Origin of the sequence: Flavobacterium piscisymbiosum, assembly GCF_020905295.1 — a bacterium.
Classification (GTDB): domain Bacteria; phylum Bacteroidota; class Bacteroidia; order Flavobacteriales; family Flavobacteriaceae; genus Flavobacterium; species Flavobacterium piscisymbiosum.
The window spans coordinates 2,744,618-2,759,017 of record NZ_JAJJMM010000001.1; the positions used below are offsets into that span (position 1 = coordinate 2,744,618).

Sequence of the window (14,400 nt, forward strand, 5' to 3'; positions counted from 1 at the left end):
ATCGTTCATAATAACAAAATTTATAATGAAAAAAGTAAAATTGTGTCTGACATTAATGTTGGCAGGACTAGTATTGCTTAGTTGCAACAACAAAAAAAATAATACTGAAGAAAGTAAAAGTGAAACCGCTAAAATCGAAAAAAGAGAAATCTGGACAAAAGATCAGGCCAATACATGGTATGCAGAACAACCTTGGTTAGTAGGGGCAAATTATTATCCTAGCACAGCTATAAATCAGTTAGAGATGTGGCAGGAAGATACATTCGATCCCAAAAGAATCGACCAGGAATTGGGCTGGGCAGAGGGTATTGGTATGAATGTAATGCGCGTTTACCTGCACGATTTATTGCATCAGCAAGATGCCGAAGGACTTTACAAACGCATGAATACATTTTTGGAAATTGCAGATAAACACCATATCAAAACGCTATTTGTTTTATTTGATTCGTGCTGGGATCCTTTTCCTGCTTTAGGAAAACAACATGTGCCAAAACCATACACACACAATTCAGGTTGGGTACAGAGTCCGGGACAAAAAGTTTTACAGGACAAAACACAATATCCGCGTTTAGAAAAATATGTAAAAGAAACCGTTGCAAAGTTCAAAGACGACAAACGTATTTTGGGTTGGGATGTCTGGAACGAACCGGATAATATGACCGGACCATCGTATGAAAAAATCGAAATCAAAAATAAAGTCGATTTGATTTTGCCGCTTTTAAAAGATGTTTTTGCCTGGGCAAGAGAAAGCAATCCGTCACAACCTTTAACCTCTGGGGTTTGGGTAGGAGACTGGAGCGATGAAGCAGAGATGAAACCAATGCACAAAATGCAGATCGAACAATCGGATGTGGTTTCTTTTCACAACTATAATACACCTGCAGATTTCGAAAAAGTAATAAAACAATTACAGCGTTACGGAAAACCGTTATTGTGTACTGAGTATATGGCAAGACCAAACGGAAGTACTTTTGAAGGATTTTTACCAATTGCAAAAAAATACAATGTTGGGATGATCAACTGGGGTTTTGTTGACGGAAAAACACAAACAAAATATGCCTGGGACAGCTGGACTAAAAAATACGATGCAGAGCCAAAACTATGGTTTCACGAAGTACTTAAAAACGACGGAACGCCTTATATAAAAGCAGAAACAGATTTGATTAAAAAGATGACTGCTGAGGCGAATAAGAAGAATTAGATAATTAATTCAATTAGATAATTAGTCAATTGACACATTTTAAAACCGATAAATATGATAAAGAAGCTTATTTTTCTGGGAATATTCTGGATTGGATTTTCCGCGAAAGCGCAACAGCCAGATCCGCCGGGACAAGTAAAAGGAAATGAAAAACCTAAAAATGAAGCCTATCTTTTTGCGCATATGACGCACAACGATTACGGCAGATTGTATTACTCTGTTAGTCTTGATGGTTTGCATTGGGAAAACTTAAACAGCGGAAAAAGAGTTTTTGAAGATTACAAAGGACATCCCGATATCTGCAAAGGGCCGGACGGGAAATACTACATTGCAGGAAACACTGGCGACGATGCAAAAACAATCAATATCTGGGTTTCAGAGGATTTAATTACGTGGAAAAAATACTCAGATTATACGCCGGATTTAAAAAGCACGCCAGATTATTCGAACGCTTTACAACGAATTGGTGCCCCAAAATTATACTACGACAAAGACTCAGAAAAGTTTATCATGACCTGGCACACGCCGCATCTTGATGGTACAAAAGAAGATCCGGAACGTTATTGGGCAAGTCAGCGAACTTTGTATGTTTTGTCTAAAGACTTAAAAACTTTCGAAGGAGCACCAAAACGTTTGTTCGACTGGGATATGGGAACCATAGATGTTTTTATCCGTAAAGTAGGTGATTCGTATTACGCTGTAATTAAAGATGAAACCTATCCAACTTTATACTGGACAACCGGAAAAACCATCCGAATCGCCAAATCAAAATCACTTTTAGGACCTTATTCTTTGCCCCAACAATCGATTAGTCCCAACTTTAGAGAAGCGCCAATGCTGATTCCTTCTCCGGATGATAAAATATGGTACATGTATTACGAGCAATATCCGGGAGTTTCTTACGGATTATCGATTGCAGATAACCTAAACGGTCCTTGGTTTCAAGCTTCAGGTTACACCTTTTTTGCCGATTGGGATAAATACAGTTTTCCTGAAAAAGTTCGTCATGGTTGTATGATCACCATTTCGAAAAAAGAATACGATGGTTTGGTGAAGAAATTTGGCCTCGTTAAAAAGTTATGAAATTATGAGTTATGAGTGAGGATTGGGGTCAATTCATAATTCATAACTCCAAACTCATAACTCAAAAAAATGGTTAGTTAAGTTAGTGTTTGAAATTACCAGGCTATGTGGATATAGTCTGGTAATTTATTTAGTAAAGAAGAAATTGAAATGGCAATAATTTTTAGAAGCATTGCACAAAACAAGATATAATGAATAAAAAAACAACTGTTTTACTGGCGCTTTTTATAAGCTGTCTGGTTCATGCACAATGGAAACCACAGGGAGATAAAATCAAAACAAAATGGGCGGAGCAGGTTGATCCTAATAAAACATTACCAGAATATCCCCGCCCGATTATGGAGCGCAGCCAATGGAAAAATTTAAATGGTTTGTGGAATTATGCCATTCAGGAATTTGGAAAAAAAGCACCTTCAAAATATGACGGGCAAATTTTGGTTCCGTTTGCGGTAGAATCCAGTTTGTCCGGTGTGATGAAAGATGTGGGAGCAAAAAATGAACTTTGGTATGAAACCCATTTTGCGCTTGAATCCAACTGGAACGGTAAAAATATCCTTTTGCATTTTGGTGCCGTAGACTGGAAAACAGAAGTATTTATTAATGATATAAAAGTAGGTTCGCATACAGGAGGTTACACTCCATTTTCGTTTGATATTACGCCTTTTATACAAAAAGGAAAAAATCAAAAACTGGTGGTGAAAGTTTGGGATCCGTCAAATGATGGTCCACAACCAAGAGGGAAACAAGTGAAAAATCCTGAAGGAATCTGGTACACACCGGTAACCGGAATTTGGCAGACGGTTTGGATAGAACCGGTAAATGCGAAAAATATTACAGCACTAAAAACAACTCCAAATATTGATCAGAATACGATAAGAATCAAAGCAGATGTTGCGGGTGCGGAAGCCGGAGATTTAGTCGAAATTACTGTTTTTGATGGCGATGCAGCAATCGCCAAAGAAAAAGCGGTTATTGGCGAAAGCAATGATATCGTATTAAATAACCTTAAATTATGGTCGCCGGAAAGTCCGTTTTTGTATCAGACAAAAATTCGTTTAATTAGTAATAATAAAGTGGTTGATGAGGTGAAAAGTTATTTTGCGATGCGAAAAATTGCATCAAAAAGAGATGAAAACGGCATTGTGAGAATGCAGTTAAATAACAAAGATTATTTTCAGTTTGGCCCATTAGATCAGGGTTGGTGGCCAGACGGTTTGTATACGGCGCCAACAGACGAAGCTCTGAAATACGATATTATTAAAACAAAAGAATTAGGTTTTAATATGATTCGTAAACACGTAAAAGTCGAACCGGAACGTTGGTACACGCACTGCGATCAGTTAGGGATTTTGGTTTGGCAGGATATGCCAAGCGGAGACGAACAGCCGCTTTGGCAAAACAGAAAATACTTTGAAGGAACCGAATTGCAGCGTTCAGCAAAATCAGAAGAAATCTATAGAAAAGAATGGCGAGAAATAATGGACCATTTGTATTCTTATCCTAGTATTGTTGTTTGGGTTCCGTTTAACGAAGCCTGGGGACAATTTAAAACGGTAGAAATTACCGAATGGACAAAAAATCACGATCCAAGCCGTTTAACCAATTCATCAAGTGGAGGAAATCATTTTCAAACCGGAGATATTCTTGATTTACACAATTATCCTGGACCGGAAATGTATTTGTATGATGCCAGAAGAGTCACTGTTTTAGGAGAATACGGCGGAATTGGTTTGCCACTCGAAGGTCATTTATGGAGAGCAAATGACAACTGGGGGTACATTAAATTTAAAAATGAAAGTGAAGTAACAGCGGAGTATATTAAATATGCTCAAATCCTGAAAAACTATGTAAAAACAGGATTTTCGGCAGCAGTTTATACTCAAACAACAGATGTAGAAGGAGAAGTAAATGGTTTCATGACCTACGACAGAAAAGTAGATAAAATGGATTTTAAAGCTATAAATAAAATTAATAGAGAGGTGATTGATGCTTTAAAACATTAAATAAGAGTTTTCTAGTTTGAGTAAACTTTGTCAAAGTTTCAAACCAAGAATGTAAGGAACTTTTGTAAAAGTTTAATTTTAAAGTTGTAACCTGATTTAATTTCTATATTCAAACATAGCCTGTGGTTTCAACCACGGGCTATGTTTGACAAGTTTACTTAAGAAAAGTAAATAACTGTTTAAATGCTATTAAACACATCGAAACATAGGTTTTTTGGAAAAAAAAGAGAAAGTAAAAGAAATAAGTTTTTAAACATAGGGATAAAGCATAGCCCGTAGTTTCAACTTTTGGGGAAATGTGATGACAAAAATACGTTTATCAATTTGTGCTTAAACACACACACAATAACAACAACAATAATAATAAATGAAAAAATACCTATTACTATTTTTACTAGTGGTTGTTTCAACCGGATATTCACAGCAAAAAACATTCACAAATCCCATTTTGCCATCGGGTGCAGACCCATATAGCACGTATTATAAAGGATATTACTATTACACGAATACTTTACAGAATCGATTAGAACTTTGGAAAACAAAAGATTTATCTGATCTGAAAAATGCTGAAAGTAAAGTTATTTGGACAGCTCCAAAAGGAACCGATTATTCGGCAGATATCTGGGCGCCTGAATTTCATATCATAAACGGAAAATGGTATTGCTATTTTGCAGCGGATAATGGTGACAACAACAATCACAGAATGTATGTTTTAGAAAATAAATCATCAGATCCGTTTAAAGGGAGTTTTGAATTTAAAGGAAAAATTGCTGCTAAAACCGATAAATGGGCAATTGACGGAAATGTGTTTGAACACAAAAAACAGCTGTACATGATTTGGGCAGGATGGGAAGGCAATACTAACGGACAGCAGAATATTTATATTGCCAAAATGAAAAATCCGCTTGAAATAGAAGGGGATCGTGTTATGATTTCTGCGCCAACAAACGATTGGGAAACACACGGGGCTTTGCATGATGATATCAATCCGGCACAGGTAAATGTAAATGAAGGACCTCAGTTTTTGTCCAGAAACAGTAAAATATTCATAGTGTTTTCGGCGAGCGGTTGCTGGACCGATTTCTACGCTTTGGGTTTATTAACTTTTAATGGTGGAGACAATTTATTAGATGCATCGGCATGGAAAAAATCGCCTGAACCTATTTTTAAACAATCTGATAAAAACAAAGTCTATGCACCGGGACACAATTCTTTCTTTAAATCTCCTGACGGAAAAGAAGACTGGATTTTATACCACGCCAATTCGAATCCGGGAGAAGGATGCGGCAATAAAAGATCACCAAGAATGCAGAAAATCGATTGGGATGCAAACGGATTTCCAGTTTTAGGAGAACCTGTAAGCGAAGCAACAAAATTGGCGCTGCCATCAAATTAGAAAACAATAAATACTAATCAGAGGATGATTGCTTTCGCTCCGGCGAACAGGTCTTCCTCGCAATGATATAAAAAATGAGAAATACTCAGATAGCGGCTGTTATCATGCTGGCACTTTTTCAGTTTAATTGTAAAGACGCTAAAAAAGAAAATGCAGCATCAAAAGAAACTGCTGAAAAAATAGCAGATTCGGCAAAAACAGTTTTAGAAACTAAAAACTTTGACACCATAATTGATGGTAAAAAAGTCAATTTATTTTGGATAGAAAACAAAGGAATCAAAGCGGCTTTTACCAATTATGGAGGAAGACTAGTGGGACTTTGGGTGGCTGATAAAAATGGAAAACCAACCGATGTTGTTGTTGGAATGAATAGTGCAACTGGCTTTAAAAATGCAACAGAACCTTATTTTGGAGCAACTATCGGAAGAGTTGGAAACCGAATTGCAAAGGGAAAATTTACATTGAAGGGAAAACAATATCAGGTTTCGCTAAACAATGGGAAAAATGCGTTGCATGGAGGTATAAAAGGTTTTCAGGATGTGGTTTGGGATGCTGTTAAAACCAACGAAAATACTTTGGTTTTTAGTTATGTTTCGCCAGATGGAGAACAAGGTTTTCCAGGGAATTTGAAGGTAAAAGTGACTTACACAATTACGGAGGATAATTCGGTAAAAATGGAATATGAAGCGACGACTGATAAAACTACCGTTGTTAATTTAACCAATCACGCTTTTTTCAATTTGAATGGAGAAGGAAGCGGCACGATTTTAAATCATGAATTACAAATTTATGCCAATGAATTTACACCGGTTGATGAAGGTTTGATTCCGAGTGGAGAATTGAAAGTGGTAAAAAATACACCATTTGATTTTACTTCAAAACATACTATTGGAGAGCGAATTGAAACCAAAGATAAGCAGTTAAAATTCGGAAAAGGATACGATCACAATTACGTTCTTAACGGAACAAAGAAAAACGGATTGAATCATGCTGCAACAATTTCTGGAGACAAATCAGGGATTATAATGGATGTTTTTACAGAAGAACCCGGATTGCAATTTTACAGCGGAAATTTTATGCAGTCTAAAAACACCTTTAAATCAGGTTCGAAAGATGATTTTAGAACGGCATTTGCTGTAGAAACACAACATTTTCCGGATGCACCCAATCAGCCAAAATTTGCACCGATTGTTTTAAAACCGGGACAAAAATATCATACGGTTTCTTATTATCAGTTTTCTGTGAAATGAGAGAATTAGATAATTAGAAAATGAGAGAATGGGAGGATGGAGAATGAAAAAATGACAAATTCTAATTGCTATGATGGATTAAAATCCATCATAGCAATATATTTCGTTCCTCTGGAACTTTTTAAAAAATTCCGGAGGAATGATTTGTTTTGTAGCAAGGGATTTTAATCCCTTGAAAAAAAAAGTTTCGTTCTCCGGTTAAAAAAAAACATTCCTATAAAATCTAAAACCAAAAAACATGAAAAAAATATTAAGCGTAATTACATTACTCTGCGTTTTTGCAGCCTGCTCGCAGGAAAAAAATACAGATAAACCTAAAGAAGAAGTCAAAGAAGAAACTAAAAAAAACACCATTTTATTGGCAGATCCTACCATTTTTTATAATAATGGGGTTTATTATTTATACGGCACGACATCAGGAAATATCCCAAATGGCGAAGGTTTTCAGGTGTATACGTCATCGGATTTAAAAGATTGGAAAGGGCCGGTTGGAGCGCAGAATGGTCTGGCTTTGAAAAAAGGAGATTCTTATGGAGATAAAGGTTTTTGGGCACCACAGGTTCTTTCGTATAAAAACAAATTTTATATGATTTATACGGCCAATGAAAACATTGCTACAGCAGTTAGTGATAGTCCGCTAGGGCCGTTTAAGAGTGAAACTAAAGAACCAATTATTAAAACAGGAAATCAGATTGATCCGTTTGTTTTTATCGATGAGAACGGAAAAAAATATTTATATTTTGTGAAATTAACAAACGGAAACCGAATTTTTGCAGCGGAAATAAATGATGATCTTCAAAGTATTAAACCAGAAACGCTAACGGAATGTATCTCCGAAACTTTGCCTTGGGAGAATACTGAAAATACAAATTGGCCGGTTACAGAAGGACCAACGGTTTTAAAACACAACGGTTTGTATTATCTGATTTATTCGGCAAATGATTTTAGAAATATTGATTATGCGGTTGGTTACGCTACGAGTAAAAGTGCGTTTGGGCCTTGGGAAAAATCAAAAGATAGTCCAATTATTAGTCGAAAAAATACCAGTCAAAACGGAATTGGTCATGGAGATATTTTTTGGGACAAAGATCAAAAAATGCATTATGTGTTGCATACGCATTTTAGTAAAAGCGCTGTTTCTCCTCGAAAAGCCGCCATTATTGATGTTGAGTTTGTAGGGAATGAATTAAAAGCAGTTAATAATAGTTTTAGTTTTTTGAATAATTAAAAAAGGAATTTTGATAGGATGCAAATTACCATTGAGAGGTTTCTCCACATCACTACTTTCTTTAAAAATAAATTTTAATTAACTTTTTAAAGGTTTTTTATAAAACTTAAAGTGTTGATTTTTACTTTTTGAAAGTATAATTAGATTATTGGATTTTCGGACTTCTTATTCCATTCTTAAAATGGCCTTTTTAAAATTAAAACAATTGTGGGTAAATTAATTTCACAACATTACCCTTTTAGTGATAGGGAGAGCAGGATTCGAACCATAAGCTCGGAACCCTCTCTCTCCTACATTTTCAATTATTAGATTTTTTTTAAACCTGCTAAAGGTTTTAGTTGTGGTAAAATTTAAAAAATAGTGTTTGATTTGATAATTTTTATTGAAGAAGTATGATATATCTGTCTTCCAAAAGTGCTCTATATTTTTCTTTGTACTCTTCTGATAAGAATGACTTATCAATCCATTGAATGGCTATGTTTTTGTTCATTAAGAAACGTTTTTTAATACTTCCAATTTGTTTGTCGTTTAACTCTAACATTTTACCTAATCGTTCGAAATTTTCCCATTTGATCTTTTTCTTTTTTCCTTCAAGAGTCAAAGCGAGTTCTTCGGTATCGTCTGGATTGACTATAGCTACGTTTAGGAGATCATATGCTGGGGCTAATGTCCATTTATCCCCTATATTTATCATGGAGAAGTTTTTAAGATGCATGTCGTTGTTTCCTGTCAAAAAGCTGAAAATAGCTAATTCCAGAAAGTAAACTTTATCCAACAAAGTATTATCTGAATACTCGTTAAGAGCTTTGCCTATTTTTTCCATTGAGCTTTTGTATTTATCAAAAGCTTCGGTAATTTGGAACATATCTAGCATATGGGTTTTTTCTCCTGAATCTGTTCTGTCAATACGTTTTGTAATATAAGAAAGCTCTCCTGATTGCAACCGTATCAAACTTGATTTTACTACATTTATGCCGAAGGCTTCAGCAATACGCATCGTTAGGTGTTCGTTTTCTGGCATTTCGGGAAAGTGATCGGATGGTGGTTTGAAAATATAATTCCCTCCTAAAGCACCCACTACGGTAAGACGTCCTTTGTTTCCTTCCTGAATAGTGTCATCTATTAATGATAAGGAAAGCTTAGGTTGCACTCCTGGAACAGCTATGCTTCTTTCTACTACATTTTTTGCCAATTCAACCATTTGTTTCAGAGAATGTTCAAATAATGGCTGCTGTTTGGTTCCGAAAAAATCCAGACTGCACTGTTCGTGAAAATCTCCGGTTGTATTTTCATCCAATACTTTGTAACAATATAAGCACTTTTTATTATTCATTTTCCTGTGGTATTGGTTGGACACTTACAGCTCCGATACAGTTATGGCAACATGCTAAAAGCAAGCCCATGCGGTCATTTTGATTGATTTTCCAGTTTTTTGAAGCAATATCTAATAGCCATCCTTCAGGAATTAATCCTTCAAAAAAAGGAAATAGACGTTTGTCGCTATAAGGTTTTGGGGTTACCGGCATAGTAAACGTGAGAAACTGCTTTGGATGCTCTTTAATATGTTTTTCTTCGTATTGAAAAACATACTCACCTTCGTCAGTTTCTGTGAGTATTCCTGCTAAGAGGTCTTTATAGTATATAGCCGCTTTTCTCATCCTTACTATTTATTGGTTTTGGATAATTCTCTTGCATTAACTGGTGCCAGGGTATGTCCAAACATTTTGAGTACTTGGTTTACTTTTTCCAGATTAAGGTTTTCTTTCCCTTGTTCAATTTTTCGGATTACAGTTAGCGCTACTCCAGCACGCTCAGCAAAAGCCTCTTGTGTTAGGTTTACTTCTTTTCTTTTTTCTTTTACAAAATCTGCAAGTGTCATAATTATATGCTTTTACAACGAATTTAAGCAAATATAATAATTTATATGCTTAAACATATAAAATGTGTGTGTAATTGTTAATTATATCTTTAAACATATAATGTTTATTAAGCTGTCTTTTAATGTATTGATTATCTTAAGGCGAATTTCTCTCAACGCTGTTGAGAGTTTTACATTAAATAATACTCCTTTAAAATTTCTAAAGTTTTTTATTTTTGACAGATACTTTGCTTATTTTTATTAAATATTAAAAACCTTAATTAATTGCTCAAATAATTCTTTTACGTTTACATTTCCAGCACCCATTTCTTTAAAAATTTGTTTATCTGGTAAATCTGTTTTTACAGCTTCGGTAAAATTTGCTATATCTGCTTTTACACTTGTAGGAATTGTGAAATTATCTTCAGGTGTTAATAATAATAACAATCTGAATACATCTATTTTGTGCTTACGTAACTGTCTTTCATCAATCTTTTCTCCATTCTCTTTTCGGGTTTTATAATCTAGGAATGCTTTTGCTTTTAAACCTATTAAAGCCTCTGTATTGGCTAAATGGATGTCGTTATCTAATTGGCTATGTTTGATTGTAAAATTGTAATAATCATCATCCATTAATATTGCTGAAAGGCTTGAAATTTCGGTATCTACTGGAATTGGCGTTAGATGTGCTTGTTCTTCTAAATCTAACAAATCTGGGATTCTTGAAAACAATTCAATTTGAAATGGAAATTCTTCTACTTGAGGTTTTTGAAAACGATAGTATTTTCGGTCTTCTTCGCTTTTTTCTTTTACTTCATAATTTCCTTGTTTAATAAACTCCCAAAAGTGAGTTGCAAATTCAGGACTTAAAGCTTCGATTACTAAAATGATATCGATGTCTTTTGTTGCTCTTGGTGTAAGTCCTACATTATTAATAACAATATCACAAGCGGTTCCGCCAATGATAATATAGTTGTCTGTGAATTCTTTAAAGTGTTGTCTGAAAATTTCTAAACCTCTTACCATATGTATTTTTCAATTATTTGGTCTAATGCCATATCTGTTCTTTCGTCAATAAATCTGTCTTTTAAACTTAAATATAAAGACAGTGGATCTACATTATTTTTCTTTGTGATTCCTTTTGTGATTAGTTCCGGATTGTATTTCCAAACTTCTAATGCAAAATTTCCATTTTCATTATTCAGATTAACTAACTTATTGTTTTTCTCTAACTCGTAAAATTGTTTTTTCTCTATAGCAAAATATTCTAATGCACTTGGATTCATATCCGTATATTCTTCTAGTGCAGTTGTATTAGATTTTAATAATCCTTTTGGCTTTTCATCAACATAAACAGTTTTCATAACTGGGTTAATTAATAATCGTTCACTATCTCCCCAAAGCTTTTGCAGGTCTTTTTCGAAAATAATATTCTTTTCTTTTGTTCCTTCAACTTTCACTATCGCTAATCTTCTCAGATTTTCTATTGCTTTAGTTATTCCCATTTGGGTGTATTGTAACTTTTCTGCTAGTTCTTTGAATGTATATTGGCTTAAATTATCGTCTTTGTGTAAAATTTGATATAGTAAGATTAGCTGAGCTGAGGGCAGTAACAAGAAAGATTTTTTAAATTCCTTTTCTTTCTCGTAATCTTGAATATCTATTAATAATTCTGTTAGATACATTTGCTTCCCAGGAATAATGAAACTGATTTTATGCTCTATTAGTCGTTTACGATTTAGTGCGCTTATAGTATCAGTAACTATAATTATTCTTTTTTCAAGCTTTTTTTGAATTTCTACTATTTGCTTTCTCAATTGGCTTGCATTGAGAGTATCTTCTTTATTAAGTTCCAATAAAATTAATTCGTGATTACTTAAAGTAGTGCTATAGAATTTAAAATTGCTCTTGAATATAAAAGGCAACTTATTCAATTGTTCATTTTGCAACTCTTTTATTTCGAGTTGTACGCCAAGTATTTGTTGGATATAGTCTTTTAATTTTTCCATAATAAATTAGAATAAACTAATAAAATTAACAATAAACCACATAGGTTTATTGTGTAAATATAGGTTTATTATATTGAAAATTAATTTATTAATGAATAAAGTACAGTGATTATTGTATAAAAGAAATCAGTTTATATCGAAATAATAGCTTTATCATTAAATCCTGTATTTTCATTGTACTTAATATATCCTAATTGATTGGTTATTAGTTTTGTATTTCCAATCTCAAAATCAGCAAGGTTGACGTGATGGTGTCCGTAAATCCAATAATCAATATTACTACCTTCAATGAGTTTTTCTAATTCCGAAGCAAAAGCTTCATTGATATTGCTATTGGCATATTTCTCAGGATAGTTAATAAATGTTGGCGCATGATGGGTTACAACAACTGTTTTTTTATTTGATTTTTCATTTAATGCGTTTTGTAAAAATTCTACACTTTTTTGGTGTAATAGATTGTAATCATCAACATTTAATAATCTCTCAGTAAAATTAATTACTTTAAAATCGGAAAGGCTTTGTTGAATTAGCCACCGCCTTGTTTCTGAAATATTTGACCAAAGGGTAGAAAAAATAATATTTACACCCAAAATTTCTTTCATACAGTTGTTTACTAAAATTATATTCTCTCGGATTTGGATATCTAAAGAACCACTTTTTTCAGCAATGTCATAATAGTAATATTCATGATTTCCTGGTATCCAGAAAGTCATTTTGAAATTACTAGAAATATAGTCGAAGAAATCTTGATGTTTATCAATTATAGCGAATGGAACTATATCTCCAGCTAAAATTAGAATATCTGCTTCTGGTTTTATAGGATTGTCAACTATGTGTTTTTTGTTCTCTGGGAACTCTAGATGGAGGTCTGAGCAGTATTGGATTTTCATTTACAAAACAGGTTTTATTTTTAATCAACAATAGTTAATTTATCGCAATCGCTTTTACAATTTAATATTTTTTTGAAATATTAATACTTATTGCATTGTTTATTTTTTATCCTTTACGAAGATACTCATATTGGTGGGTTCAATTGAAATTTTATCTTTTTTGTCAATTTTGTCAATCGAATTTGAACTAAAAATTTGATATCCTGAATAAATTGTAAATCATAAGAATAGGATTTCTCATCATAATGTAAAAAATCAATCGTTTTTGTCTAAATTGCCTAAGATAAAATTGTTTTCCCCAACTGGGTTTCCTCGTCGCGCTAATTCTGAAAACAATTCACTGCCGTTCAATTGGTAAATATGAATGTGTTTAAATTTGTATATTCGGTTGTGTTAAAATTAGTAAACAGGATTAGTTTTAAAAACTAAAAAGAATATACTTTTTGTGTCCATGTCAATTGCGTCCGCACTGCGGACGCAATTGGAAATGTACTGCAAAATTTGTGATATATTTCAAATGGTATTTTTGTTCTAAATGGATTGAAGTTCTTTAAGAGGTTTCAAATTCAGGAGCTCCTTTATAAAAAAAATCACTTAAACTTAGATTTCAGTTTCTCCATATCTTCCATTATATTCACATCCAAAACTTTCGCATAATGCTGAGTCTGTTTGGTGTTGGTATGCCCCATCATAGCAGATACGTTTTCAAGTCTTACTCCATTTCCTAGAGTGACTGTAGTGGCAAAAGTATGTCTGGCAACATACCATGTAAGATGTTTGTCTATGCCGCAGACATCAGCGATTTCCTTTAGATAGGCATTCATTTTCTGATTGGATATTTTCGGGATAAGACCTTTCTGCTGATTTTTATATTTAGAAATAATTTTCTCAACGGTAGGCAGTACCGGGACATTGGCCCTGATGGCAGTTTTCGCTCTGCTGGTCATAATCCATAAATTTCCTGTCGAATCTTCTGATAAGTTTCTTTCGGTCAGCTCCAAGGCATCGACAGGGGCATAACCTGTGTAGCAGCTGAAAAGGAATATATCCTTCACCTTTTCCAGACGGGGAGTTGGAAATATTTTGTTCTCGATTGTATTCAGTTCCTGCTGGGTTAGGAAAACAGCATCTTTTATGCTCAGCCTGCCGTCATAAATGTTGAATGGGTTTTTTATGATCAAGTCCATTTTAATGGCGTAATTGCATGCAGTTTTATACATTTTCATATATTTTACCACCGAATTGTTTTTGATACCTGTCTGGTCTTTAAAACTGCTCTCATATTTAAGATACTGCTCCAATTTAAAGACAAACGAGCTTGATAATTCAGATGCGAGCAGATCTTCCTTTTTGTAGGTGCTGGTGATGAAATCCAAAAGTAAATCCTTTGCTCTTTTGTACTTCTGCAGTGAAGCCGGTGCGCGTTCTCCAGAATTGACTCTTTTGGTGAAAAATAAGTTGTAAGTGTCCATATCAATGATA

13 protein-coding genes are annotated in these 14,400 nt (G+C 34.0%); 6 read left to right on the forward strand and 7 right to left on the reverse strand.

Features of this window, described 5'->3' with window-relative positions; translation table 11 throughout:
* The first annotated feature begins 25 nt into the window (after nt 1–25).
* From LNP81_RS11930 to LNP81_RS11955, 6 genes are all read left to right on the forward strand, one after another.
* Entirely contained in the window at nt 26–1,201 is a 1,176-nt protein-coding gene (locus LNP81_RS11930) for a glycoside hydrolase 5 family protein (protein WP_131427290.1), read from the forward strand.
* Between the two features lie 54 nt (nt 1,202–1,255).
* Nucleotides 1,256–2,284 (forward strand): glycoside hydrolase family 43 protein, encoded by a 1,029-nt coding sequence (locus LNP81_RS11935; RefSeq protein ID WP_041519117.1) that lies wholly within the window; start codon nt 1,256–1,258, stop codon nt 2,282–2,284.
* Between the two features lie 191 nt (nt 2,285–2,475).
* Entirely contained in the window at nt 2,476–4,287 is a 1,812-nt protein-coding gene (locus tag LNP81_RS11940) for a glycoside hydrolase family 2 protein (RefSeq protein WP_041519119.1), read from the forward strand.
* 367 nt (nt 4,288–4,654) lie between these two features.
* Complete coding sequence (locus LNP81_RS11945; protein WP_041519121.1) at nt 4,655–5,683, forward strand: glycoside hydrolase family 43 protein; 1,029 nt, start codon at nt 4,655–4,657, stop codon at nt 5,681–5,683.
* Nucleotides 5,684–5,757: 74 nt separating this feature from the next.
* A complete protein-coding gene (locus tag LNP81_RS11950) occupies nt 5,758–6,933 on the forward strand; it encodes an aldose epimerase family protein (protein WP_041519123.1) in 1,176 nt (391 codons plus the stop codon).
* Between the two features lie 238 nt (nt 6,934–7,171).
* A complete protein-coding gene (locus tag LNP81_RS11955) occupies nt 7,172–8,161 on the forward strand; it encodes a glycoside hydrolase family 43 protein (RefSeq protein WP_230036082.1) in 990 nt (329 codons plus the stop codon).
* A 379-nt stretch (nt 8,162–8,540) separates the two neighbouring features.
* Here LNP81_RS11955 and LNP81_RS11960 read toward each other — a convergent pair whose 3' ends face one another.
* The 7 genes from LNP81_RS11960 to LNP81_RS11990 all read right to left on the reverse strand — a co-directional run bounded on the left by LNP81_RS11960 (nt 8,541) and on the right by LNP81_RS11990 (nt 14,390).
* Nucleotides 8,541–9,494: a HipA domain-containing protein gene (locus LNP81_RS11960; RefSeq protein ID WP_041519126.1), complete on the reverse strand. Its 954-nt coding sequence runs from the start codon at nt 9,492–9,494 to the stop codon at nt 8,541–8,543.
* Nucleotides 9,487–9,819 carry a HipA N-terminal domain-containing protein gene (locus LNP81_RS11965; RefSeq protein WP_041519127.1) on the reverse strand — a complete coding sequence of 111 codons (333 nt, stop codon included), beginning with the start codon at nt 9,817–9,819 and terminating at the stop codon, nt 9,487–9,489. Before LNP81_RS11965 ends, LNP81_RS11960 begins: the two co-directional genes overlap by 8 nt.
* A 5-nt stretch (nt 9,820–9,824) precedes the next feature.
* Nucleotides 9,825–10,043, reverse strand: coding sequence for a type II toxin-antitoxin system Y4mF family antitoxin (locus LNP81_RS11970; protein ID WP_083558753.1), 219 nt, complete (start codon nt 10,041–10,043; stop codon nt 9,825–9,827).
* A 237-nt stretch (nt 10,044–10,280) separates the two neighbouring features.
* Complete coding sequence (locus LNP81_RS11975; RefSeq protein WP_041519130.1) at nt 10,281–11,045, reverse strand: nucleotidyl transferase AbiEii/AbiGii toxin family protein; 765 nt, start codon at nt 11,043–11,045, stop codon at nt 10,281–10,283.
* A complete protein-coding gene (locus LNP81_RS11980) occupies nt 11,039–12,028 on the reverse strand; it encodes a MarR family transcriptional regulator (protein ID WP_041519131.1) in 990 nt (329 codons plus the stop codon). Before LNP81_RS11980 ends, LNP81_RS11975 begins: the two co-directional genes overlap by 7 nt.
* A 131-nt stretch (nt 12,029–12,159) precedes the next feature.
* Nucleotides 12,160–12,918, reverse strand: coding sequence for a metallophosphoesterase (locus LNP81_RS11985; protein WP_131427288.1), 759 nt, complete (start codon nt 12,916–12,918; stop codon nt 12,160–12,162).
* Nucleotides 12,919–13,508: 590 nt separating this feature from the next.
* The gene (locus tag LNP81_RS11990; RefSeq protein ID WP_230036084.1) at nt 13,509–14,390 is read right to left on the reverse strand and encodes a site-specific integrase; all 882 of its coding nucleotides are present in this window, start codon (nt 14,388–14,390) and stop codon (nt 13,509–13,511) included.
* Nucleotides 14,391–14,400: the final 10 nt, after the last annotated feature.